At 73.6% G+C, this 23,350-nt stretch carries 25 protein-coding genes and 1 riboswitch; of the genes, 17 read left to right on the top strand and 8 right to left on the bottom strand.

The genetic code is table 11. The annotated features are described in order from the left end of the window. Positions 1 to 31 precede the first annotated feature (31 nt). Entirely contained in the window at positions 32 to 655 is a 624-nt protein-coding gene (locus tag OO68_RS07375) for a DedA family protein (RefSeq protein WP_033307310.1), read from the top strand. Between the two features lie 90 nt (positions 656 to 745). Here the strand turns inward: OO68_RS07375 and OO68_RS07370 are convergent, their stop codons facing one another. Next, positions 746 to 1,273, bottom strand: coding sequence for a gamma carbonic anhydrase family protein (locus tag OO68_RS07370; RefSeq protein ID WP_033307309.1), 528 nt, complete (start codon positions 1,271 to 1,273; stop codon positions 746 to 748). Between the two features lie 110 nt (positions 1,274 to 1,383). On the opposite strand from OO68_RS07370, the gene OO68_RS07365 reads away from it, so the two are divergent. Further along, positions 1,384 to 2,181, top strand: coding sequence for an acyltransferase (locus OO68_RS07365; RefSeq protein ID WP_033307308.1), 798 nt, complete (start codon positions 1,384 to 1,386; stop codon positions 2,179 to 2,181). A gap of 8 nt (positions 2,182 to 2,189) precedes the next feature. Here OO68_RS07365 and OO68_RS07360 read toward each other — a convergent pair whose 3' ends face one another. Next, positions 2,190 to 3,047, bottom strand: coding sequence for a DMT family transporter (locus tag OO68_RS07360; protein WP_033307307.1), 858 nt, complete (start codon positions 3,045 to 3,047; stop codon positions 2,190 to 2,192). A 97-nt stretch (positions 3,048 to 3,144) separates the two neighbouring features. Here OO68_RS07360 and OO68_RS07355 point away from each other — a divergent pair, with 97 nt between their 5' ends. Together OO68_RS07355 and OO68_RS07350 are read left to right on the top strand one after the other, a co-directional pair. After that, positions 3,145 to 3,717 (top strand): helix-turn-helix domain-containing protein, encoded by a 573-nt coding sequence (locus OO68_RS07355; RefSeq protein ID WP_033307306.1) that lies wholly within the window; start codon positions 3,145 to 3,147, stop codon positions 3,715 to 3,717. 43 nt (positions 3,718 to 3,760) lie between these two features. Continuing rightward, a complete protein-coding gene (locus OO68_RS07350; protein ID WP_033307305.1) occupies positions 3,761 to 4,318 on the top strand; it encodes a YbaK/EbsC family protein in 558 nt (185 codons plus the stop codon). Between the two features lies 1 nt (position 4,319). Here OO68_RS07350 and OO68_RS07345 read toward each other — a convergent pair whose 3' ends face one another. After that, on the bottom strand, positions 4,320 to 5,396 hold the full coding sequence (locus tag OO68_RS07345) for a cation diffusion facilitator family transporter (RefSeq protein WP_033307304.1): 1,077 nt from the start codon (positions 5,394 to 5,396) through the stop codon (positions 4,320 to 4,322). Positions 5,397 to 5,459: 63 nt separating this feature from the next. Between OO68_RS07345 and OO68_RS07340 the strand changes: the two genes are divergently transcribed. Further along, positions 5,460 to 5,819 (top strand): ArsR/SmtB family transcription factor, encoded by a 360-nt coding sequence (locus tag OO68_RS07340; RefSeq protein ID WP_033307303.1) that lies wholly within the window; start codon positions 5,460 to 5,462, stop codon positions 5,817 to 5,819. A 1-nt stretch (position 5,820) separates the two neighbouring features. On the opposite strand, the gene OO68_RS07335 is transcribed toward OO68_RS07340, so the two are convergent. The 3 genes from OO68_RS07335 to OO68_RS07325 all read right to left on the bottom strand — a co-directional run bounded on the left by OO68_RS07335 (position 5,821) and on the right by OO68_RS07325 (position 9,233). Beyond that, positions 5,821 to 7,044 (bottom strand): 4-hydroxybenzoate 3-monooxygenase, encoded by a 1,224-nt coding sequence (locus OO68_RS07335; RefSeq protein WP_033307302.1) that lies wholly within the window; start codon positions 7,042 to 7,044, stop codon positions 5,821 to 5,823. Positions 7,045 to 7,066: 22 nt separating this feature from the next. Continuing rightward, complete coding sequence (locus tag OO68_RS07330; RefSeq protein ID WP_051814522.1) at positions 7,067 to 8,671, bottom strand: APC family permease; 1,605 nt, start codon at positions 8,669 to 8,671, stop codon at positions 7,067 to 7,069. Positions 8,672 to 8,804: 133 nt separating this feature from the next. Further along, on the bottom strand, positions 8,805 to 9,233 hold the full coding sequence (locus tag OO68_RS07325; RefSeq protein ID WP_033307301.1) for a CoA-binding protein: 429 nt from the start codon (positions 9,231 to 9,233) through the stop codon (positions 8,805 to 8,807). Between the two features lie 95 nt (positions 9,234 to 9,328). Further along, a riboswitch (cobalamin riboswitch) is annotated at positions 9,329 to 9,489 on the top strand. Between the two features lie 84 nt (positions 9,490 to 9,573). On the opposite strand from OO68_RS07325, the gene OO68_RS07320 reads away from it, so the two are divergent. From OO68_RS07320 to OO68_RS07290, 7 genes are all read left to right on the top strand, one after another. Next, positions 9,574 to 10,590 carry an ABC transporter substrate-binding protein gene (locus OO68_RS07320; RefSeq protein ID WP_033307300.1) on the top strand — a complete coding sequence of 339 codons (1,017 nt, stop codon included), beginning with the start codon at positions 9,574 to 9,576 and terminating at the stop codon, positions 10,588 to 10,590. Beyond that, a complete protein-coding gene (locus OO68_RS07315; RefSeq protein WP_033307299.1) occupies positions 10,587 to 11,639 on the top strand; it encodes a FecCD family ABC transporter permease in 1,053 nt (350 codons plus the stop codon). Before OO68_RS07320 ends, OO68_RS07315 begins: the two co-directional genes overlap by 4 nt. After that, positions 11,636 to 12,460, top strand: coding sequence for an ABC transporter ATP-binding protein (locus tag OO68_RS07310; protein WP_051814521.1), 825 nt, complete (start codon positions 11,636 to 11,638; stop codon positions 12,458 to 12,460). The genes OO68_RS07315 and OO68_RS07310 overlap by 4 nt, the downstream gene beginning before the upstream one ends. 105 nt (positions 12,461 to 12,565) lie before the next feature. Next, positions 12,566 to 13,282, top strand: a complete 717-nt coding sequence (locus OO68_RS07305) for a hypothetical protein (RefSeq protein WP_209442553.1) — start codon at positions 12,566 to 12,568, stop codon at positions 13,280 to 13,282. Beyond that, positions 13,279 to 13,821 (top strand): SixA phosphatase family protein, encoded by a 543-nt coding sequence (locus OO68_RS07300; RefSeq protein WP_033307298.1) that lies wholly within the window; start codon positions 13,279 to 13,281, stop codon positions 13,819 to 13,821. The genes OO68_RS07305 and OO68_RS07300 overlap by 4 nt, the downstream gene beginning before the upstream one ends. A 123-nt stretch (positions 13,822 to 13,944) precedes the next feature. Further along, positions 13,945 to 14,229 carry a hypothetical protein gene (locus tag OO68_RS07295; protein WP_033307297.1) on the top strand — a complete coding sequence of 95 codons (285 nt, stop codon included), beginning with the start codon at positions 13,945 to 13,947 and terminating at the stop codon, positions 14,227 to 14,229. A 68-nt stretch (positions 14,230 to 14,297) separates the two neighbouring features. Then, on the top strand, positions 14,298 to 14,924 hold the full coding sequence (locus OO68_RS07290) for a YigZ family protein (RefSeq protein WP_033307296.1): 627 nt from the start codon (positions 14,298 to 14,300) through the stop codon (positions 14,922 to 14,924). A 42-nt stretch (positions 14,925 to 14,966) separates the two neighbouring features. Here OO68_RS07290 and OO68_RS07285 read toward each other — a convergent pair whose 3' ends face one another. Further along, entirely contained in the window at positions 14,967 to 16,508 is a 1,542-nt protein-coding gene (locus OO68_RS07285; protein WP_245236920.1) for an MFS transporter, read from the bottom strand. Positions 16,509 to 16,579: 71 nt separating this feature from the next. Between OO68_RS07285 and OO68_RS07280 the strand changes: the two genes are divergently transcribed. The 3 genes from OO68_RS07280 to OO68_RS07270 all read left to right on the top strand — a co-directional run bounded on the left by OO68_RS07280 (position 16,580) and on the right by OO68_RS07270 (position 21,669). Further along, positions 16,580 to 17,182, top strand: a complete 603-nt coding sequence (locus tag OO68_RS07280) for a MarR family winged helix-turn-helix transcriptional regulator (protein WP_033307295.1) — start codon at positions 16,580 to 16,582, stop codon at positions 17,180 to 17,182. A gap of 333 nt (positions 17,183 to 17,515) precedes the next feature. Continuing rightward, complete coding sequence (locus OO68_RS07275) at positions 17,516 to 18,679, top strand: exonuclease SbcCD subunit D (RefSeq protein ID WP_033307294.1); 1,164 nt, start codon at positions 17,516 to 17,518, stop codon at positions 18,677 to 18,679. Continuing rightward, complete coding sequence (locus OO68_RS07270; protein ID WP_033307293.1) at positions 18,676 to 21,669, top strand: AAA family ATPase; 2,994 nt, start codon at positions 18,676 to 18,678, stop codon at positions 21,667 to 21,669. The genes OO68_RS07275 and OO68_RS07270 overlap by 4 nt, the downstream gene beginning before the upstream one ends. A gap of 2 nt (positions 21,670 to 21,671) precedes the next feature. On the opposite strand, the gene OO68_RS07265 is transcribed toward OO68_RS07270, so the two are convergent. Next, the gene (locus tag OO68_RS07265; RefSeq protein WP_033307292.1) at positions 21,672 to 22,118 is read right to left on the bottom strand and encodes an Lrp/AsnC family transcriptional regulator; all 447 of its coding nucleotides are present in this window, start codon (positions 22,116 to 22,118) and stop codon (positions 21,672 to 21,674) included. A gap of 94 nt (positions 22,119 to 22,212) precedes the next feature. Here OO68_RS07265 and OO68_RS07260 point away from each other — a divergent pair, with 94 nt between their 5' ends. Further along, complete coding sequence (locus OO68_RS07260; protein ID WP_033307291.1) at positions 22,213 to 22,686, top strand: rhodanese-like domain-containing protein; 474 nt, start codon at positions 22,213 to 22,215, stop codon at positions 22,684 to 22,686. 45 nt (positions 22,687 to 22,731) lie between these two features. Next, the gene (locus OO68_RS07255) at positions 22,732 to 23,250 is read left to right on the top strand and encodes an immunity 21 family protein (RefSeq protein ID WP_033307290.1); all 519 of its coding nucleotides are present in this window, start codon (positions 22,732 to 22,734) and stop codon (positions 23,248 to 23,250) included. Positions 23,251 to 23,350 lie beyond the last annotated feature (100 nt).

Genomic DNA, 23,350 nt, shown 5'->3' with positions numbered 1-23,350 from the left:
ACGCAGGGAAGCTCAGGGAAAGGAACCGGCGTTGCACGTCCAGGAGTGGCTCGAAACCGTACCCGCGGTCGCCGTCTACGCACTGGTGGGGCTGGTCATCGGCCTGGAGAGCCTGGGCATCCCGCTGCCCGGCGAGATCATCCTCGTCTCCTCGGCGCTGCTCGCGTCCCAGCACGGCGAGATCGACCCGGTCGTCCTCGGCGCCAGCGCGACGGCCGGTGCGATCATCGGCGACTCGATCGGCTACGCCATCGGCCGCAAGGGCGGGCGGCCCCTGCTGGCCTGGCTGGGCAACAAGTTCCCCAAGCACTTCAGCGAGGGGCACATCGCCACCGCCGAGCGCTCCTTCGAGAAGTGGGGCATGTGGGCCGTCTTCTTCGGCCGCTTCGTCGCCCTGCTCCGCATCTTCGCCGGCCCCCTCGCCGGTGTGCTCCGCATGCCGTACTGGAAGTTCGCCATCGCCAACGTCCTCGGCGGCATCCTGTGGGCCGGCGGCACGACGGCGGTCATCTACTACGTCGGCATCGTCGCGGAGTCCTGGCTGAAGCGCTTCTCGTGGCTGGGCCTGGTCGCGGCGGTCCTGGTGGGCCTCACGTCCATGCTGGTGCTCAAGCGCAAGGCGAAGAGGGCAGCACCTGCGGCGGCGGCAGAGTAGGTCGCCCCAAAGGGGCGCGGGGCCGTATCGATATGCGGCTCCGCCGCGTGGGCGCGACCAGCCCCCACGACGCCGCACCCGCCGCAGAACCTACGCGTGCACGTCCCGATGCGCCTTAGCCAGCTCGGCGTACATCGTGCCGTTGAGGGTGACGCCCTGCTTCTCCTCCTCCGTCAAGGGCCGCCTGACCTTGGCCGGCACCCCGGCGACGAGCGAACCGGCCGGCACGACCATCCCCTGCGGCACCAGCGCCTGCGCGGCGACGAGCGACCCGGCCCCGATCACGGCGCCGTTCAGGACCGTCGCGCCCATGCCGATCAGACAGTCGTCCTCGACCGTAGCCCCGTGCACCACTGCGTTGTGCCCGATGCTCACCCGCTCACCGACGCGCACCGGGAATCCCGGGTCCGCGTGGAGGGTGCAGTTGTCCTGGACGTTGCTGCTCGCCCCGACGGAGATCGCCTCGACGTCGCCGCGCACCACGGCTCCGTACCAGACGCTCGCCCCCGCGCCCAGCGTCACGCCCCCGATCACCGACGCCGTCGGCGCCACGAAAGCCGTCCCGTCGATCTCCGGCTCCCTGCCGCCGATCCCCGTGATCATCGCGCGCCGATCCATGTCCGCCTCCCAGCGTCGTAGACAACGCGCAAACCGTACGCCACCCGGTGGGGCGAAGATCACAGGCCTCCGGCGCCGCGGGCGGAGCTACCGCTGAGTACCGTGAGCTCGTGCCGAAGCGCAAGAACACGTTCTCATCCTGGCGGCGGGGCCTCGCGCAGCGCGCCGTCCACGCGGGCTGGGCCTGGGCGCAGCGCACGGGCTCCGTCACCGCCGAGCACCCCGGCCGCTACCGGTTCGGCACGATGGGAACAGGTACCAGACTCGCCTTCCCGCTCGGCACGGTCTTCGGCGAGCCCTGGATCCACCTCGGCTCCTACTGCATCATCGCCGAGCAGGTCACCCTCACCGCGGGCCTGATGCCCGACCTCGACCTCGGCCCGGATCCGATCCTGCGCATCGGCGACGGCGTCGTCCTGGGCCGCGGCAGCCACGTCATCGCGGACACGACGGTCACGATCGGCAATGACTGCTACTTCGGCCCGTACGTCTACGTCACGTCCACGAACCACTCCTACGACGATCCGCACCAGCCGATCGGCAAGCAGTGGCCGCGGATGGAGCCGGTGGAGATCGGCCCCGGCTGCTGGATCGGCACCGGAGCGGTGATCCTGCCGGGCGCCCGGATCGGGCGGAACGTGGTGGTGGCCGCGGGCGCGGTCGTGCGGGGCACAGTGCCCGACCACGCCGTGGTGGCGGGCGCACCGGCCCGCGTCGTACGGCGCTGGACCCCCGCCGACGGCTGGCAGCCACCGCTGCGCACCCCGGCGCCGGTGCCGATACCGGACGGCGTCACTCCCGAGCAGCTCCGCGCCCTGTCGGACCTGGACGAGGAGACGGCGGCCCGGCTGGCGGAGCTGGACGAGGAGGCGGCGGCCGGTCTCGCGGAGCTGGAGCCGGGTTCCTGACGGTCCGGTCAGCCCGACGCGAGCAGCACGGTCCCCACGAGGGCCAGTCCCGCCCCCGCGGCCTGCACCGCCCGCAGCCGTTCGCGCAGCACTCCCCGTGCGGCCACGGCCGTCACCACCGGGTACAGGGAGGCCAGCACGGCGGCGACCGTCACCGGGCCGTGCTGCGCGGCGATCGAGTACGTGCCGTTCGCGGCGACGTCCGCGAGGCCGACGAAGGCGAGGGCGGGCAGCGTGCGCCAGGGGAAGCCGTCCGCCGGGAGGGCCGGCCCGCCGCGTCGCACCGACACGAACAGCGCGAGACCGCCCGCGGCGACGTTCGTCACCCGCTGCACGAACAGGGCGAGGAACAGGCCGGTCAGTGTCGTCGAGGCCTCGGCGATCAGGGCCATCACCGCGCCGAAGCCGAACGCCGCGAGCAGGGTCAGGACGATGGCCTGGCGCTGGACGGGGGCGCCGCGGAACTGGGGGCCGCCGGCGAGGCAGACCCCCGCGACGGCGACCAGGATGCCGACGAACTGCAGCAGACCCGGACGCTCGCCCAGCATGAGGCCCACCCCGACCGGCACGGCCACACCGATGGAGCCCAGCGGCGAGACCACGCCCATCGGGCCCAGCGCGAGCGCCTTGTAGAAGGCGAGCATCGCCACCGGCCCGACCAGCCCGGCCGCGACGGCGAACCACAGCTGAGGGCCCGCCTCACTCCAGGCCCCGGTCGCGACCACGAGGGCGCCGAGCACCACCACCGCGATCGACTGCGAGACCACGACCACCGTGAGCGCGGGCGTACGCCGGGTCAGCAGACCGCCGCCGAAGTCGGCCAGTCCCCACAACAGGCTGGTGGCCAGGGCGAAGAGCGCTGTCATGGGGCGGATACCTCGCAGTACAGTTCAGTGCACGATCAGGTCAACCACACCATAGTGCAGCCTGCTGCACTGTGTCATACAGAATATTGGACGGAACGTGTCGGACCTCGACCTGCTGACCCAGTCCCTGGCGCGGAGCGTCAAGCACTGGCGCGCGGTGCGCGGCTTCACCCTGGACGTGCTCGCCGCCCGGGCGGGCGTCAGCCGCGGCATGCTCATCCAGATCGAGCAGGCCCGCACCAACCCCAGCCTCGGCACCGTCGTCAAGATCGGCGACGCGCTCGGCGTCAGCATCACCACCCTGCTCGACTACGAGCAGGGCCCGAACGTCCGCATCGTCCCGGCCGAGCAGGCCGTACGGCTGTGGCACACCGACGCCGGCAGCTACAACCGGCTCCTGGCGGGCACCGAGGCGCCCGGCCCGCTGGAGATGTGGGACTGGCGGCTCATGCCCGGCGAGAGCAGTCCGTCGGACCCGCACCCCGCCGGCACGACCGAACTGCTGCACGTCACGGAGGGCGAGCTGACCCTCACCGTCGACGGCGTCGAGCACCGGGTGCCCGCGGGCGCCAGCGTCCACTTCGAGGCCAACGTCCCGCACACCTACGGCAACACCGGCGCCGAGCCCATGGAGATGGTCATGGCCGTCTCGGTGCCGCCCGTGGCCTGAGACGCCCGGGACGCCGCCGGTGCGCTGTTGTTAGCGTGCGGCCATGCGCGCACCCATCGGACACTTCGACAACGCCCGCCCGGCCCCCGCCTGCCTCGACGAACTCACCACCCCGGTCGCCGACGCCGTACGCCACTGGCCCGGCAGCGTCCCGGCCGAGCAGATCGTCTACGTCGAGACCGACCCCGAGTGGGCCGACACCGCCACCTTCGTGGAGCACTACGGGCAGGACCTGCTGGAGCGGTCGGCGAACTGCGTGGTCGTCGCGGGCAAACGGGGCGGCGAGTCCACACTCGCCGCGTGCGTCGTGCTGTCCACCACCCGGGTCGACGTCAACGGCGTGGTGCGTCGGCAGCTCGGTGCCCGCAAGGCCTCCTTCGCCTCGATGGACACGGCCACCGTCGAGACCGGCATGGAATACGGCGGCATCACCCCGCTCGGCCTGCCGGCCGGCTGGCCCGTCCTGGTGGACGCGGCCGTCGTCGACCTGCCGTACGTGCTCGTCGGCAGTGGCCGGCGGCGCGGCAAACTGCTGGTCCCGGGCAAGGCGTTCGCGGAACTGCCGGGCGCCGTGGTGCTGGAGGGGCTCGGGGTCTCCTGAGCTACGCCGTGACGTGGTGGGCCAGGGGGAGATGGGGGTCGCTCTCGCCCGGCGCCGGTTCCGGATCCGCGTGCACCAGGGCCGCGGTCAGGCGCGGCACGGCGTGCAGCAGTGCGTGTTCGGCGTCCACGGCGATGCGGTGGGCCTCGCGCACCGTCGCGTCACCGTCCACCACGACCGCCACCTCGGCACGCAGCCGGTGTCCGATCCAGCGCAGCCGCAGCTCGCCCACCCCGCGCACCCCGGGCACCTCGGTCAGCGCCCGCTCGGCCCGGTCCACCAGGGCCGGGTCGACGGCGTCCATGACCCGGCGGAACACCTCCCGGGCCGCGTCCCGCAGCACCAGTGCGATGGCCGCGGTGATCGCCAGCCCGACGACGGGGTCGGCCAGTTGCCATCCCAGGGCGGAGCCTCCGGCGCCCAGCAGCACGGCCAGCGAGGTGAATCCGTCGGTACGGGCGTGCAGCCCGTCGGCGACCAGCGCCGCCGAGCCGATCGAGCGGCCGACGCGCATGCGGTAGCGGGCCACCCACTCGTTGCCCGCGAAGCCGACGAGGGCGGCCACGGCGACCGCGGGGACATGCTGGACGGGGCGCGGATCCAGCAGCCGGTCCACGGCCGTCCAGCCCGCGAAGGCCGCGGACGCCGCGATCGTCAGCACGATCAGGAGACCGGCCAGGTCCTCGGCCCGCCCGTAGCCGTAGGTGAAGCGGCGCGTGGCCGCGCGCCTGCCCAGCACGAAGGCGATCCCGAGCGGAACGGCGGTCAGCGCGTCCGCGGCGTTGTGCACCGTGTCCCCGAGCAGCGCCACCGAGCCGGAGACCGCCACCACGGCGGCCTGGGCCAGCGCCGTGGCGCCGAGGACGGCGAGCGAGACCCAGAGCGCCCGCATGCCCCGGGCCGAGGACTCCAGGGCGGAGTCGACCTTGTCGGCCGTCTCGTGTGAGTGCGGGGCGAGGAGGTGACCCAGCCGATGGCGCAGACCGTGCCGGTGCTCCCGGTCGTGCCGGTGCCCGGGCCCGTGCTCGTGTGCGGGCGTGTGGTCGTGCGAGTGGGAGTGCTCGTGCCGGTCGCTCACGTGGATCCCCTTCCGGTGCGCGCGAGAGTGGACGTACCCGTGTCCGGGCGCCATTATGTGCGTATGAGCGCACGCATGCACCTTTCATCTGCGCATGATGCGCATCCGCGCAGCCCCGGCGAGGAGCAGCTGGCTCTCGCCGCGGAGCTCCTCGCCCTGCTCGGCGACCGCACCCGGCTCGCCCTGCTGCACGCGCTGACCGGGGGAGAGGCCGACGTCACGACACTGACGGAGGCGTGCGGGGCGGCCAGGCCGGCCGTCAGCCAGCACCTGGCGCGACTGCGTCTCGCCGGTCTGGTGAGCACGCGCAAGGAGGGCCGCCGGGTGATCTACTCGCTCCGCGACGGCCATCTGCGCCGGCTCGTCGACGAGGCGCTGAACGTGGCCGACCACCGCCTCAGCGACCGCCCGCCGCACGACTGAGTCAGTACCGCGCGGCCGTCCCCAGGTACTGCTCGGCGAAGGCGGCGGCCGCCGCCGGCGAGGTGAACAGGCGGCGCAGCCGGGCCAGCGTGGTGCCCGCGCGGAACGGGTCGCCCGCCGCCGTGCCGTGGTACACCTCGGACAGCCACTGCGAGAACTCCTGGTAGTCCCACACCCGCCGCAGACACGCCTCGGCGTAGCCGTCGAGACCGCTGTCGTCGCCGGTGGTGAGCCGGGCGGCCAGGGCGTCACCGAGCAGAAAGGCGTCGTGCAGAGCGAGGTTCATGCCCTTGGCGGCGATCGGGGCGACCAGATGGGCCGCGTCGCCGGCGAGGAAGAGCCGGCCGTGCACCATCGGCTCGACCACGTAGTCGTGCATGTCCAGCACGCGCTTCTCGATCAGCCGGCCCTCGGTCAGTGGCGGCACACCGGCGGCCCCGAGCCGCTCCCGCAGCTCCGGCCAGACGCGCTCGTGCGGCCAGTTCTCCACATCGTCGCCCGGCGGGCACTGGAGGTAGTAGCGGGTCACCTCCGGGCTGCGGGGCATCTGGCCGGCGAAGCCGCGCTCGTGGCATCCGAACAGCACGCAGTCGGTGGACGGCGGCGCCTCGGCGAGCAGGGCCAGCCAGCCGATGCCGTAGTCGTGCCGCGCGATCCGGACCCGCTCGGGCGGGAGCGAGGCCCGGCTCGCCCCGCGCGCCCCGTCACAGCCGGCGACGAAGTCGCAGTGCACGACCTGGTGTTCGCCCGTCTCGGGGGAGGTGTACGACACCCACGGCCGGTCGGTGTCCAGGTCGTGGATCCGCACGTCACGGACCCCGAAGCGGATGGCTCCGCCCCGGACGTCGGCGTACTCGCGGACCAGGTCCGTCACCAGCAACGGCTGCGGATACACGAAGTGGTGACTGCCCGTCAGCTCGCCGTACGGGAACCGGTACCGCTCCCCGTCGAAGCGGAACTCGCACGCGGTGTGCAGTTCCGCGCGGTCCAGCAGGTGGCGGGCGAGGCCCCGCTTCTCCAGCCCGCGGACGGCCCATTCCTCTATGACCCCGGCCCGGGGCCGCTGTTCGATGAAGGCGCGGGTCTCCGTCTCCAGCACCAGGCACTCCACGGACGCGGCCCGCAGGATGTTGCCGACGGTCAGACCGGCGGGACCGGCGCCCACGACAACGACCGGGAAGCGTTGCGGGGCGCCGGAGTCGGCGGGTGGGAGGGGGTGCGTCATGCGCACATTATGGAGGCCGGCCTCAGTGGGCGGGCACCTCCGCGACGGCCACCTCCTCGATGCTCCGCTCGATCTCCCCGGGCAGCGACGCCGAGGCCCGCGCCCAGTAGTAGATCGCCAGCGAGAACACCGCGACGACCAGGATGTCCCACCACAGTCCGAGGTGCCCCTGGCCGCCGAAACCGCCCTGCCAGGAGATGACGCCCATGCCCAGCAGGTAGACGGGCAGCCACTGGGCGGCCTTCCAGTCGAGCCGCGGCGCGTCGGGCAGGCCCTTGCTCGTGGCGTACCAGGCGTAGCCGCCGAGCAGGAGGTAGCCGAGGACGATGGCCACGCCGAGCCGCCACAGGGTGTCCCAGGTCGACCAGTAGATGATGAGGTTGGCCACCACGAACGACAGCGGCGAGAGGACCTTCCCGCCGGGCAGGCGGTAGGGGCGCGCCCGGTGCGGCAGCCGCTCCGCGAAGACGCCGTAGGCCAGCGGGGCACCCGCGTACATCAGCACGCTCGCCGAGGTGATGAAGCCGACCAGCTGCTGCCAGCTCGGGAACGGCAGGAAGCAGACCACGCCGGTCACGAAGGACACGATCAGCCCGAACCACGGCACACCGCGCGCGTCGGTGCGGACGAAGAGCTTCGGCGCGTAGCCGTTGCGGGCCAGCCCGTAGGAGACGCGGGACGTGGCCGTCGTGTAGATCAGGCCGGTCCCGCCCGGGGAGACCACCGCGTCCAGGTACAGCACCACGCTCAGCCAGCCGAGGCCCACCAGGGTCGCGAGACCCGCCCACGGGCCGCTGATGCCGGGGTAATCGAGCTTGGCCCAGCCGTATGCGAAGGAGCCCAGCGGCAGGGCGGCGATGAAGACGACCTGGAGCAGGACGTAGATGCCCGCCCCGATGGCGACCGAGCCGATCGTCGCGCGCGGCAGGTCCCGTTGCGGGTCGCGGCTCTCGCCCGCCAGCTGGATCGCCTGCTCGAAGCCCAGCAGGGCGAAGATGATGCCGCTGGAGCTGACGGCGCTCAGCACGCCGTGGGCACCGAACGGGGCGAAGCGGTGCTCGGTGAAGTTGCCCGGGTGGAAGTTGCCGGCCGCGATGATGAAGATCGCGGCCAGCGGCACGGCCACCTTCCACCAGGTGGCGGCGCTGTTGGTGTGCGCGAGGATCCGCACCCCGAGGAAGTTGACGACGACGAACACGGCCATAAGGACGACGGCGACGACGAAGCCGCTCGCCGTCAGTGTCCCGTCCTTCGCGTGCTGGAAGCCCTGGGCCCAGTGCCAGTGCCCGGCGTAGCCGATCATGGCCTCGACCTCGATCGGTGCCACGGTCGCCGCCTGGAGCCAGGAGAACCAGCCGAACGACATGCCGGCCAGTCCGCCGAACGCGTAGTGCGGATAGCGGGCGGTGCCGCCCGCGACCGGGAACATGCCGCCCAGTTCCGCGTGCACCAGCGCCAGCAGCACGATCGCCACGGCACCGATGAGCCAGGACAGGATCGCCGCGGGGCCGGCCGCCACGACCGCCTTCTCGGCGCCGTACAGCCAGCCCGAACCGATGATGGAACCGACCGACGCCCACATGAGCCCGATCAGCCCGACATCCCGGCGCAGGCCGTCTCTTTCCATGAATTCAGGGCCTCTCGAAGATGAACTCGGGGAGTTCGGGGAGCAAGAGGCCTCAGGTTAGGAATCGGCCGGCCGACCGCAGAAGACGAGCTGTGCACCCTTGACCGGGTGCGGGTATTTCGTGGGAAACGCTTCAGGATTCCTGTGCACGGTGATGGGACAGCCGTGGGATCTCGATCGCCGGGCAGCGGTCCATCACCATCTCCAAGCCGGCTGCGCGGGTCCGGTCGAAGGCCGCCTCGTCGACGACACCCAGCTGGAACCAGACGCCCTTCGCGCCCTTGGCGACCGCCTCGTCCGCGACGGCTCCGGCGAGGTCGCTGTTCACGAACACGTCGACGACGTCCACGTCGAAGGGGATGTCCGCCAGGCTCGCGTACCCCTGCTCCCCGTGCACCGTCTCCGCCTTCGGATGGACCGGCACGACGCGCTTGCCGAAACGCTGGAGCACGGCGGCCACGCCGTACGCCGCCCGCTGCCGGTTCGACGACAGGCCCACCACGGCCCAGGTGTCGCCGAGCTCGGTGAGGATCCTGCGGACCGTTGCCTCGTCGCCGTACACCGGCGGCCTCCTCCTCAGTCGTGGACGCACTGCTCTCCCGGCAACGACGCGGGACGCGCGGTGATTCCCGGGCGCCCCCGTGATAGCTTGCCGAGGCCAGTCGAACCCATGTACGTGGGTCAGGGAATCCGGTGCGAATCCGGAACTGACGCGCAGCGGTGAGGGGGACGGGCGGGGCCTCGGCCACTGGACTCCCACGCGGACGTCCGGGAAGGCGCCCCGACCCGGGTGAACCCGAGTCCGAAGACCTGCTGGCGGCCCCCGCGGCCGCGTGCGGCGGGGGAGCACCGTACGACCGGGCTCCGCGCATGGGCCCTCGACGCCTGAGGACTGGTTCTTCGTGCCCCTCGCCCGACCCGCCCGTGCCGCCGCGCTGCTCGCGGCCGGCTCCCTGCTCCTGACCGGCTGCGGCGACACCCCGACCACCGACACAAAGGCCGCCGTCACCCTCACCAACTGCGGGCACGACGTCCGGGTGGCCACCCCGCCGCGGCACGCCGTGTCCCTCAACCAGGGCACCACCGAAATCCTGCTCTCCCTGGGCCTGGCCGACCGCCTCGCGGGCACGGCCACCTGGACCGACCCCGTGATGAAGGGGCTGGAGAAGGCCGAGGCCGAGGTGCCCCGCATCGCCGACAACAACCCCTCCTTCGAACGCGTCCTGGACACCGAACCGGACTTCGTCACCGCGTCCTTCGTCTCCACCCTCGGCAAGGGCGGCGTCGCCACCCGCGAGCAGTTCGAGAAGCTCGGCGTCCCCACCTACGTCTCCCCGTCCGACTGCGCAGGCAAGGACAACTCGGGCGGCGGCGACGGCGCCCGCGACAAGGCCCTGGGCATCGACACCGTGTACGGCGAGGTCCGGGACCTCGCGACCGTGTTCGGGGTGAGGAAGCGCGGCGACGCCCTCGTGGGCTCCCTTCAGCAGCGCATGAAGAAGGCCACCGCCGGCATCGACGCCTCCGACGTCACCCTCCTCTACTGGTTCGCGAACTCCGAGTCCCCCTACATGGCGGGCTGTTGCGGAGCGCCCGGCATCATCACCCGGGCCCTCGGCGCGAAGAACGTCTTCGACGACACGCACGAGGAGTGGCCGCAGATCAACTGGGAGACGGTCGCCGACCGCGACCCCGACGTCCTCGTCATCGGCGATCTGACCCGCAGGTCGCAGACCGCCGAGTCGGCCGCGAAGAAGATCGCCTTCCTGGAGTCCAACCCCGTCACCAGGACCATGGACGCCGTCCGGCACAAGCGGTACGTGCTGCTCAGCGGGCAGGCCATGAACCCGACCATCCGCACCGTCGAGGGCGTGGAGCAGGTGGCCGCCGGGCTGCGCCGGTTCGGGCTCGTGAAGTGACCGCCGGGAGTGCGCCGGGCGCCGCGGCCCGGCCCCGGCGGCGGACCGGGCTCGCACTGGGGGCGGCCGGGGCGGTCGCTCTCGTCGCCTCCCTCGCCGTGGCCATCACCATCGGTCCTGCCGACATCCGGGTCGCCGACGTGTGGTCCGTCGTGGCCGCCCGTCTCGGCCTCGGCAGTTCGGAGCTGACACCGATCCGGGACGGCATCGTCTGGCAGCTGCGGCTGCCCCGCACCCTCCTCGCGGCGGTGTGCGGAGCCGGACTCGCCGTCTGCGGGGCGGTGATGCAGTCGCTGCTGCGCAACCCGCTCGCCGACCCCTTCGTGCTCGGGGTGTCCTCGGGTGCCTCGACCGGAGCGGTCCTCGTGGTCGTGCTCGGCGCGGGCGGCGGCGCCCTGTCGGTGTCCGGAGGCGCCTTCCTCGGCGCCCTGCTGTCGTTCGCGCTAGTGCTGCTGCTCAGCCACACCCTCGGCGGCACCACCGACCGGGTCGTCCTCGCGGGCGTCGCCGCCATGCAGCTGTTCTCGGCGCTCACGTCGTTCGTCGTGATGACCTCCGCCGACGCCGAGACGACCCGCGGTGTGCTGTTCTGGCTCCTGGGCTCGCTCGGCGGCGCCGGCTGGACCGACGTGTGGCTGTGCCTGGCCGTGCTGGCCGTAACGCTGGTGGTGTGCCTGTCCTACGCCCGTACGCTCGACGCCTTCGCCTTCGGGCAGGACGCGGCGGCCACGCTCGGGGTGTCCGTCGCCCGCACCCGCCTGGTGCTGCTGTGCGTCACGGCCCTGCTCACGGCCGCGCTCGTCAGCTCGGCCGGGGCGATCGGCTTCGTGGGGCTGGTCCTGCCGCACGCCGCCCGGGCCCTGACCGGCCCGGGGCACGCGCGGCTGCTGCCGGTCACCGCCCTCGCCGGAGCGGTGTTCCTGGTGTGGGTGGACACCCTCGCCCGGACGGTCCTCGAACCACAGGAGGTTCCGGTGGGGGTCGTGACGTCGCTGATCGGGGTGCCGGCGTTCGTGGCGGTGCTGTACCGGACGCGGAGGGCGCGGTGAGCGGCACGGAGGCATCGGTGGAGGCGGAGGGCACGGTGGCATCGGCGGAGGCGGGGCTGCGGGCCGACCGGGTCAGCCGCCGTGCCGACGGGCATCTCATCCTGGACGGCGTCGCCCTCGCACCCGAGACCGGCTCCACGGTCGGTGTCCTCGGCCCCAACGGCTCCGGCAAATCCACCCTGCTGCGGCTGCTGGCCGGGCTGCTCACACCGACCTGCGGGGTCGTCACCCTCGACGGCACACCGCTGGGCGACCTGCCCCGCCGCACGGTCGCGCGCCGCCTCGCCGTAGTCGAGCAGCAGTCGGACACCCAGGTCGAGCTGACGGTCGAGGACGTCGTGCGGCTCGGCCGCGTCCCGCACCGCCGGGCCTGGACGCCCGCCACCGACGACGACGAGCGGGCGGTGCGCGCCGCCCTGGAGCGCACGGGCCTCGACGAACGCTCCGGCCGGCTCTGGCACACCCTCTCGGGCGGCGAACGCCAGCGGGTGCAGATCGCCCGCGCGCTCGCCCAGGAACCCCGCGAGCTCCTCCTCGACGAGCCCACCAACCACCTCGACATCCACCACCAGCTCGACCTGCTCACCCTGGTCACGGGCCTGCCGGTCACCACCGTCGTCGCCCTGCACGACCTCAACCTCGCGGCGGCGTACTGCGATCGGGTCGTCGTGCTGTGCGCGGGGCGGGTCGTGGCGGGAGGCACCCCGGGCGACGTCCTCACGGCGGAGCTCATCGCGGAGGTGTACCGGGTGCGGGCCGCCGTCAGCCGCGAAGGGCCCGAGGGGCGGCCCCATGTGCGGTTCCTCGGCACGCTGGCCTGAGAGCCGGCGAGGCCGGGCACGCCACGCGTGGGGCGCTCGCGCCACGGCGGCCGGAAAAGGCCGAACCTGCCTGCGTGTGACGGCCCGCCCGCCTACGCTCACCTCGTGCTGCGCATCATCGACGACCGGACCGGCGAGCCGGTCGACGCCGCCCCGGCCCGCCGGGGCCTGACGCGTGTCGAGGTGCACGCGTCCGGCTCCGACACGACAGACCTGCGGGTGCTGCTCGTCGGCGACCTGCTCGTCAGGACCCTGGAGCTCGGCGGCACACCGGTGTGGGCGCTGCTGACCGGCGGCCGCCGGCAGGCGGAGCTGCGCGCCGCCGCCGCGACGCTCGGCATCCGCCCCTTCGAGGACAGCCCCGACGTCGGCGCCGGTCTGGGCGAGGCCCAGGTCGTCCATGTCACCGCCGGAGGCGGCAAGGCGCCCAAGGGGGTGCGGATCGCCGTCGCGTCCGTGGAGCCGGACGGGCCGGACCCCTGCGACCCGGCCGCCCTGCGCCTCGCCCTGATGACCCGTCACCACAGCGCCCCGGTCCGGCTGGAGGCGGCCGGGCTCGACGACGCCCGTGCCACCCTGGCTCGCTGGCGCGGCGCGGTCGCCCGCTGGGCACGGCAGCCCTCACGGCCGATCCCCGACGCGGCGCGGGGGCGGCTGCGCGACGCGTGGGAGGACGACCTGGACGTCCCCGGTGTGCTGGACGTCCTGCGTCACATCGAGACCGACCCGGACCTGGCCGACGGCGCCCGGTTCGAGACCTACGCCTACGCCGACCGGCTCCTCGGCCTCGACCTCACCCGCGATCTGGGAGCCCCGTCATGATCGAACGCGCCGGAGCAGGCCCGCTGCGCCGCCTGGTCGTGCTGCGGCACGCCAAGTCCGCCTGGCCCGTGGACGTCGCCGACCACGAACGTCCCCTCGCCCCGCGCGGCCGCCGGGACGCCCCCGCGGCCGGGCGGGCCCTGGCCGATGCCGACCTCCTGCCGGACCTCGCGCTGTGCTCCACCGCCGTCCGCGCCCGCGGGACCTGGGACCTGGCCTCCGCCGAGTGGGGTACACCGCCGCCGGTCCGGCACGACCGGCGGCTGTACGCCGCCGGCCCGGCCGGTCTGCTCGCCGTCGTCCACGAGGTGCCCGCCGAGGTCGAGACGCTGCTGCTGATCGGGCACAACCCAGGGCTGGAGGAACTGGTCCTGGCCCTCGCCGGTGACGGCCTCGACGACACCCTGGAACGGGTTCGCACGAAGTTCCCCACCTCGGCCTTCGCCGTCCTGACGTGGCGCGGCGCAGCATGGCAGGCCCTCGCTCCCGACGTCGCGCTGCTCACGTCCGTGACCGTGCCCCGGGGCAAGAAGAAGTAGCCCGGGCACCACGCCGCCCTGGGCCTTTCCGGTGATGTGCGCCGGGTTCGCGCTGCGCACACCTGCCGCGGCGGGTACGCCGTCTGCGTAGAACGGCCGTGCCGATCCAGGAGGAGAGCAGCCATGCACGCGGTGATGCGACGGTACGAAGGCGTGACCGACCCGGCGGAGGCGGGACGCCGGGTGAACGAGGAGTTCCTGCCGCTCCTCCGCCAGGTCCAGGGGTTCGTGGCCTACTACTTCGTCGACGCCGGCGGCGGAGTGATGGTGTCGACCAGCGTCTTCCAGGACCGGGCCGGCGCCGAGGAGTCGACCGAGAGGGCGGGGGACTACGTCCGGGACCGGCTCGCCGAGCTGCTGCCCCACCCGCCCGAGGTCACGGCGGGCGAGGCCGTGGCCCACTCGTAACGGAGGTTCCGGGGGCCGCGGCCGACCGCACCGCCGGGACACGGCGGCCACGCGATTAGGCTGGCCGGATGCAGGACGAATACCGCACGGTCGCCGGCACCGGCGTGCACGAGACCGAGGTCAACCGCTCCCGCTTCCTGTGCGCCCTCGCCCCGGCGGCGACCGAGCAGGAGGCGCAGGACTTCATCGCCACGGTCCGCAAGGAGCACGCCGACGCCTCCCACAACTGCTGGGCCTACGTGATCGGCGCGGACGCCTCCGTCCAGAAGGCGAGCGACGACGGCGAGCCGGGCGGCACCGCCGGCGTCCCCATGCTCCAGATGCTGCTGCGCCGCGACATGCGGTACGTCGTCGCCGTCGTCACCCGCTACTTCGGCGGGGTCAAACTCGGCGCAGGGGGGCTCATCCGGGCGTACGGCGGAGCGGTCGGCGAGGCCCTGGACACCCTCGGCACCCGCACCCGCCGCCGGTTCCGGCTGGCCACGGTCACCGTCGACCACCAGCGGGCCGGCAAGCTGGAGAACGACCTGCGTACCACCGGACGCGAAGTCCGCGACGTGCGCTACGGGGCGGTGGTCACGATCGAGATCGCGCTGCCCGACGCCGACGTGGATGCCTTCCGGTCCTGGCTCGCCGACGCCACCGCCGGGACGGCCGGCTTCGAACCGGGCGGGGAGGCGTACGGGGACGCCTGACGGAGGTTCCGTCCCCGCACTGCCCTGCCACAGCGACGGAGGTCAGCGGCCGGCGCCGGTCCCGCCCCCGCCGTCCGCCGCGTTCCCGGTCGCCGCGCCCGCGGGGACGCGCCCCAGCCGGAACGCGAGCAACGCCGTACCGACGGCGAGGGCCGCGAGGACGTACGCCGTGAGGTCGAAGGCCTGCGCGAAGTCGGCCGAGTCCGTGTCCGGGCCCGGGGACTGGGGATTGGTACCCAGGAAGCCGCGGTACAGGGCCCCGATGGCAGCTACTCCGAAGGCCATTCCCGCCTGGGTCACGGTGTTCAGCACACCCGACCCGGCGCCCGCGTCGTCCGGATGGACCCGGGTGAGGACGGTGTCCACCAGAGGCGCGACGACCAGACCCTGCCCGAACCCGGAGACGCCCATCACCGCCGCGAGCGCGACCGCCTGGGCCGAGCGGTCCAGGCCGGTGACCGCGGGCACGGCCACGAGACCGGCCGCCATCACCAGGCCGCCCGCCACCGACACTCCGGTCCCGAACCGCGCGGCGAGCCGGCGGCAGGCAGCCGAGGCGGCGATGAAGCCGAGGCCGAGCGGCACGAAGACCAGGCTCGCTGCCAGTGGGGTCTGCCGCAGGCCCGACTGGAGGTGGTAGGTGAGCACCAGGAACAGCCCGGCGTTGCCCGAGAAGAACATGAGCACCGTGCCCATGCTGAGCGGGAAGCCCTCGGCCCGCAGCAGCCGGCCCGGCAGCAGCGGGTCGTTGCCGGCGGCCTCCGTCCGGCGCTCCCAGCGCAGGAACGCCAGGACGCCGGCCGCGCCGAGGACGAAGCAGAGGTACGTCCACCAGGGCCAGCCGTGTTCGCCGCCGAGGATCAGCGGGATCAGGACCAGAGGCAGCAGCACAGCGGTGAAGGCCGCGCCGGCGATGTCCAGCCGCGGCAGGTCCGCGCTGCGGCTCTCGCTGACGGCGGGCACGGCCGCGCACAGGATCGCCGCACCGATCGGCACGTTGATCAGGAAGATCATGCGCCAGCCCAGACCCGCCACGTCCAGGTCCAGCAGCAGGCCGCCGCCGACGAGACCGGCGATGACGCCCGCGCCGATGGAGGCACCATAGGCGCCGACGGCCCGGGCCCGGTCGCGTTCGTGCACGAAGACGGCCCGGATGAGGGAGAGGACCTGCGGTGTCATCACCGCTGCCGACAGCCCCTGGAGCACCCGGGCCGCGATGAGCGTGCCCGGGCCGGGAGCGAGCGCGCACAGCAGGGAGGTCAGGGTGAAGGCGGCCACGCCGTACTGGAAGGTGCGCTTGCGGCCGATCCGGTCGCCGAGACGTCCGCCGGTTACCATGCCCGCTGCGTAGGCGATCACGTACCCGTCGATCACGAACTGGAGCTGGCCGAACCCGGCGTTCAGGTCCGCCTGGATCCCCGGAGCGGCGACGTTCACGATGAACATGTCGATCTGGCTCATGAACATCGCCAGCAGGACCACGGTGAGTCCCGCCCAGTCCCGTCCGATGGCCCGGGGAGGGCCGGTCGTGGTGGAGGCCCCGGCCCTGGCCTTCGGACTCGCTTTCCGTGTCACAGTGCGCATATCACCACTCGTCATCGCATACGTTTAGCGCTAAATTCAGGTCTAAATGTAGCAGGTGGAAGGGAAACCCCATGAGGACGCCGGAACGAAGCGATCGCCGGCCGGCCACCCCGGGCGCGTCAGGAGACGACCCGGCGGACGTCATCGCGGCCGCCTGGAGCCGCGAGCGCCCCCAGACCCCGGTGGACTCCATCGGTGTGGTGACGAGGATCTGGCAGCTCGCCAAGCACTTCGGCGACGACCGCCGGAGGGTCCTCGCCGAGGCGGGAGTCGATCCGGCCACCCTGGACCTGCTGAGCGTGCTGCGCCGCAGCGGGCCCCCCTACACGATGAGCACCCGGGATCTCGCCGTGCACTCCCTGGTCACCGCGGGCGCCATCTCGCAGCGGGTCGCGCGCGCCGAACGCGAACACCTGGTCACCCGCCGCCCCGCCCCCGGCCGCAGCCGCGCGGTGCTGGTGGAACTGACCACGTCCGGGCACGAGCTGGTCGAGCGTACGGTGGACCGGGTGCTCGCGCGTGAGGCGGAGCTCCTGGAAGGACTGGGCGCGGAGCGGCAGGAGGCGCTCGCCGGGCTGCTGCGGGAGCTGCTCGGTGATGTGCAGGAGCGGCTGGACGTGCGGGGCGTCTCCCATGTGGGGCACGAGGGCCTCGACCACCCGGAGCGGGGTTGAGCCCGCCCGGCCTCGCGCTGCCCCGGCCCGGCCGCCCTCGTGCCCCGCGGTCGTCGCCAAGCGGCTCAACGGCTGTAGGCGCTCAGGGGGTTCTGTTCGTCGTCCAGGGGATGTCCTGGGCCGTTGACCGCCCGCATCGCGCCGGAATGACTCTGTTTCACAGCGCATCTGCGACATTTCCCCTGAATTGCCGTCGGATGGGCGTGGTGGTCCGGGGTTCGTGGTGGACCAGGGGCTCACACGCGTTAGCGTGGTGGGTCTGACAGCGGGCGGGACCGGCTCGTGCCGGTGGAGAACGACAGCAGGGGGAGCCATGCAGGCCGGGGCGGCGTCTTGAGGCTGCTGCACACCTCCGACTGGCATCTCGGACGGGCCTTCCACCGGGTGAACATGCTCGGCGCCCAGGCCGAGTTCATCGGCCACCTCGTCACGACCGTGCGGGAGCGGGCCGTGGACGCGGTCGTCGTGTCGGGAGACGTCTACGACCGTGCCGTGCCGCCGCTCGCCGCGGTCGAGCTGTTCGACGACGCCCTGCACCGCCTCGCCGCTCTCGGCGTGCCCACGGTGATGATCTCCGGGAACCACGACTCGGCCCGCCGGCTGGGCGTCGGCGCCGGGCTGATCGGGCGGGCCGGCATCCATCTGCGGACCGAGCCGTCGGCGGCCGACACCCCCGTGGTGCTCTCCGACGCCGACGGGGAGGTCGCCTTCTACGGGCTGCCCTACCTCGAACCGGCCCTGGTGAAGGACGCGTTCGGTGTGGAGAAGGCCGGACACGAAGCCGTGCTCGCCGCCGCCATGGACCGGGTCCGCGCCGACCTCGCCGCCCGCCCGGCCGGTACCCGCTCCGTCGTCCTCGCGCACGCCTTCGTCACCGGCGGCGAACCCAGCGACAGCGAGCGGGACATCACCGTCGGCGGCGTCGCCGCGGTACCGGCCGGGGTGTTCGACGGCGTCGACTACGTGGCGCTCGGGCACCTGCACGGCTGCCAGACCCTCACCGACCGCGTCCGCTACTCCGGCTCCCCGCTGCCCTACTCCTTCTCGGAGGCCGCCCACCGCAAGAGCATGTGGCTGGTCGACCTGGCCGCGGACGGCTCCGTCGACGCCGAGCGCGTCGACTGCCCGGTGCCCCGCGCCCTGGCCCGGATCCGCGGCACGCTGGAGGGCCTCCTCGCCGATCCCGAACTGACCCCACACGAGGAGGCGTGGGTCGAGGCCACCCTCACCGACCCCGTCCGTCCGGCCGACCCGATGGCCCGGCTCACCGCCCGCTTCCCGCACACGCTCAGCCTCGTCTTCGACCCCGACCGCGACGAGGACGAGTCCGAGGTGTCGTACGCCCGGCGCCTCGCCGGCCGCAGCGACCAGGAGATCGCCGAGGACTTCGTCGCCCATGTGCGCGGCGCCGGCCCCGACCCGCACGAACAGGGCGTGCTGCGGGACGCGTTCGACGCCGTGCGGGCCGACGAGACCGTACGGGAGGTGGCCCGGTGAGGCTCCACCGGCTCGTGGTCACCGCCTTCGGGCCCTTCGGGGGCACCCAGACCGTCGACTTCGACGAGCTCTCCAGCGCCGGGCTGTTCCTGCTGCACGGGCCCACGGGCGCGGGCAAGACATCCGTCCTCGACGCCGTCTGCTACGCCCTCTACGGCTCGGTGCCGGGCGCCCGGCAGGGCGGCGGGCAGGGCACGACCCTGCGCAGCGACCACGCCGCCCCCGCGACCCGCACCGAGGTCACCCTCGACCTCACCGTCGCCGGACGCCGCCTGGAGATCACCCGTCAGCCGCCCTGGGAGCGCCCCAAGAAGCGCGGCACCGGCACCACCCTGGACAAGGCCCAGACCTGGCTGCGCGAGTACGACGCGACGGCCGGGGCCTGGAAGGACCTCAGCCGCTCCCACCAGGAGATCGGTGAGGAGATCACCCAGCTCCTCGGCATGAGCCGGGAGCAGTTCTGCCAGGTCGTGCTGCTGCCGCAGGGCGACTTCGCCCGGTTCCTGCGCGCCGACGCCGAGGCCCGCGGCAAGCTGCTGGGCCGCCTGTTCGACACCCGCCGCTTCGCCGACGTCGAGAAGCGCCTCGCCGAGCGCCGCCGCGCCACCGAGGCCCAGGTGCGCGACGGGGACGCGGAACTGCTGGCCGACGCCCACCGCATGCAGCAGGCCGCGGGCGACGCGATGGAGCTGCCGACGCTCGCTCCGGGCGAACCGGGACTGGCCGAGGCCGTCCTGAGCGCGGCCGCCGTCGCCCGCAGCACCGCCCGCGAGCAGCTCACCGTCGCCGCGTGCACCCTCACCGCCGCCGAGTCCGCGCAGGCCGCCGCCGCCCGTGCCCTGGACGACGCCCGGGAACGGGACCGCCTCCAGCGGCGGTTCGCCCAGGCACGGGAACGGGCGGCGAGCCTGGAGCAGGGAGCCGAGGCCTACCGGGAGGCGCAGGCGCTCATGGAGCGGGCCCGCAAGGCCGAAGCGGTCGCCCCCGCCCTGGACCTGCGGGAATCCTCCGAAGCCGAACACCGCCGGGCAGCCGCCGCCGAGGCCCGCGCGCGTGCCCTGCTGCCGGAGGCCTTCGCCGACGCGGGCGCGGCCGGGCTCGCCTCCGCCGCCCGCCGGACCGCCGAGGAACTCGGCGGACTCGACTCGGCCCGCCGCGCCGAGCGGCGGCTGGCCGAACTCCTCGACGAGCGCTCCGGCCTGGACCGCCAGGAGCACGCCGACGCCGACCTCCTGCAGGAGGCGGAAGCCTGGCTCGACGGCTGGGAGGAGACGCGCACCGCACTCCAGGCGCGGATCGACTCCGCCCAGAAGGACGCCGCCCTCGCCGAGCAGCTCGCCGAACGGCGCGATCCCGCACGGCAGCGGCTGCGGGCGGCCCGCCTGCGCGACCAGCTCGCCCAGGACACGGACCGGGCGGTCGAACGGGTCCGCAGCGCACAGGACACGGCACTGCGGGCCAAGCAGCACTGGCTCGACCTCAAGGAACAGCGCCTGAACGGCATCGCCGCCGAACTCGCCGCGCACCTCACCGACGGCGAACCGTGCGCCGTCTGCGGGGCCACCGAACACCCCGCCCCCGCCCGCAAGGCCGCCGGGCACGTCGACCGCGAGGCGGAGGAGCACGCCCTCACCGCCTACCAGCGCGCCGACGAACAGCGCACCGAGGACGAGCGGCGCCTCGGGGTCGCGCGGGAGGCACTGGCCGCCGCGAGCGCGGAGGCCGGTGACACCCCTGCCGCCCAACTCGCCCAGGAACTGCAGGAGTTGGAAGAGCGGTACACGCGGGCCCGCGGAGCGGCAGCCGAACTGCACGCCGCGCAGGAGCGCCTGCGGCAGGCCGGGCACGAACACGATCGGCGCCTCGCCGCCCGGCAGGAGGCCGCCGTACGGACCGCGTCCCGGGTCGGTCACCGGGAGCGGCTGGACCGCGAACGGGCCGCTCTGGAGGAGGAGCTGGAGCGGGCACGGGGTTCCCTGGACAGTGTCGCCGCCCGGGCCGCACAGCTGGAGCGGCGGACCGCGCTGCTCACGGACGCCGCCGACGCCGCCCGGGCCGCCGACGACAGCGCCCAGCGGCTCAAGGACGCCGACGCCCGGCTCGCCGACGCCGCCTTCCGGGCCGGCTTCGAGACGCCGCAGGCCGCGGCCGCCGCCCTCCTCGACCCCGCCGCCCACCGTGAGCTGCAACGCCGCCTGGACGCCTGGCAGCACGAGGAGGCCGCCGTCCGGGCCGTCCTCGCCGAGGCCGACACGGCCGCCGCGGCCCGCGAGCCACGGGCCGACCCGGACGCGGCGCAGCGGACGGCCGGCGAGGCGGACCGGCGGCTGCGCGCCGCCGCCTCCGCCCACGACGCCGCCCGCCGGCGCTGCGCCGAACTCGACCGGCTGTCCGCCCGGGCGGCCGTCTCCGTGCGCCGGCTGGCGCCGCTGCGCGAGGAGTACGACCGCGTCGCCCGGATGGCCGGTCTCGCCGCAGGCACCTCGGCGGACAACGAACGCCGGATGCGCCTGGAGTCGTACGTCCTGGCGGCCCGGCTGGAGCAGGTCGCCGCCGCCGCGACCGTACGGCTGCGCCGCATGTCGTCCGGCCGCTACACCCTCGTCCACTCCGACGACCGCACCGGACGCGGCCGCAGCGGGCTCGGACTGCACGTCGTCGACGCCTGGACCGGCCGCGAACGCGACACGGCGACGCTCTCGGGCGGCGAGACGTTCTTCGCCTCGCTGGCCCTGGCCCTCGGCCTGGCGGACGTCGTCACGGACGAGGCGGGCGGGGTGCGGTTGGACACCCTCTTCATCGACGAGGGGTTCGGCAGCCTAGACGACCAGACCCTCGACGAGGTTCTCGACGTCCTCGACTCCCTGCGCGAACGCGACCGCAGCGTCGGCATCGTCAGCCACGTCCCCGACCTGCGGCGGCGGATCCACGCCCAGCTGGAGGTCGTCAAGGGCCGGTCCGGGTCGGCACTGCGGCAGCGCGGCGTCTGAGGTCAGCGGCCCAGGGGACGCCGGGGGAGGGGCGAGGAGTACACCACGCTCGTCGTCACCGAGCCCAGCGTCCCGATCTTCCCCGACACCTCCTCCAGGTGGCGCATGGAGCGGGCCGTGACCTTGATGACGAAACAGTCGTCGCCCGTGACGTGGTGCGCCTCCAGGATCTCGGGCGTGACGGCGACGAGGTCGTGGAAGGGCTTGTAGTTGCCGTTCGGATAGCGCAGGCGCACGAACGCCAGGATCGGCAGGCCCAGCCGCTCCGGATCCACCACCGCCGCGTAGCCCCGGATGACCCCGGCCTCCTCCATGCGGCGCACCCGCTCGGTGACCGCGCTCGCGGACATGGACACCGCACGGGCCAGCTCGGCGAAACTGGCCCGGCCCTCCCTCTGGAGGACGTCCAGGATGCGCCAGTCGGTGGCGTCCGGGGAATACTCGGTCATGCCCGAGGAATAGCAGGGGAATCCCCGGCGGATCAAGCGGAGCACCGGGGATCGTCACTTCAGGGAGGAGGCCGGCGCCCGTAGCTTCTCTCCCATGACCACCACCGTGAACCCCGTCCTGCGCGTCGCCCCCGCCGCTCCCGCCGAGGCCGCCTCCCACTTCCGTGCCGGTCTCGCCTTCCACACCGACGTGTCCGACGTCGCCGCCGCACTCGGCGCCGGTGGCGACCCCGGGTTCGTCCTCGTCGACTCGCGCTCCACCGAGGCCTGGGACCAGGGCCACATCCCCGGCGCGCTCCACCTGCCGACCGCGCTCGTGCCCGAGCAGGCCGGGCACCTCCTGGACCGGTCGGTGCCGGTCGTGACGTACTGCTGGGGCCCCGGCTGCAACGGCGCCGCCCGCGCGGCCCTCGCCCTCGCCGAACTCGGTTACCGGGTCAAGGAGATGCTCGGCGGCTTCGAGTACTGGGTCCGCGAGGGCCTGGCGTTCGAGACCTGGCAGGGGCGCGAGCGCCGGGCCCCGGACCCGCTGACGGCACCCGTGGACGCCGCTGACTGCGGCTGCTGAACCCCCGATCTTTTGCCGCGAGTTGACCCTGTAGGTTCTTGCGCCATGGTGCGATACGCGGAGCCGGGCGCAGTGGAATGGGTGGAGTCGGGCGGCGGGCCGCTGATTGCGGTACCGGAGACCGTCCTGCCGTTCTGGGCGGGCGCCGACGGCGAGGAGACGGCCTCGGACTACGACCGGGCCTGCGAGGTGGACGGCGACGTCGGCCTCCTCCCGGTCGGCGACTGCACCGCGCTGGTCCTGGGTGACGAGCCCGCCTCGACCGCCTACCTGCCCGACCGGGGCATGTTCGTCCGGTGGTGCGCCGCCGACTCCGAGCACGAACTGCTGGCGAGTGTCCCGTCGGCGACCGCCGCGGCGGAGTGGGGGCCGGAGACGACCTGGAAGGTGCCCGGGCCCGTCCGCCTCTTCGACGCGGCCTGGCCCGGGACGGGCCTCGCGGACACCGACCAGGTCCGGGTGGCCCTGGAACCCGGCAGATACGCGGTCCGCGCGGCACGGGTCCAGCCGGGCCCGGAGACCTGGCTGGACCTGATCGAGCTGCGCCTCCTGGCGCCGCGGTAGCGACGCCCCCGCGGACGCGTCTGGCTCCTGGCGCCGCGGTGGCGACGCCTCGCAGAGCGCCTGCATCCTGGCTCCGCGACACCGGCGCCCCGCCGACGCA

This window comes from Streptomyces iakyrus, assembly GCF_000717055.1.
Taxonomy (GTDB): domain Bacteria; phylum Actinomycetota; class Actinomycetes; order Streptomycetales; family Streptomycetaceae; genus Streptomyces; species Streptomyces iakyrus.
Note: the sequence above shows the minus strand (reverse complement) of the source record. Positions and strands in the feature narration are given on the sequence as shown.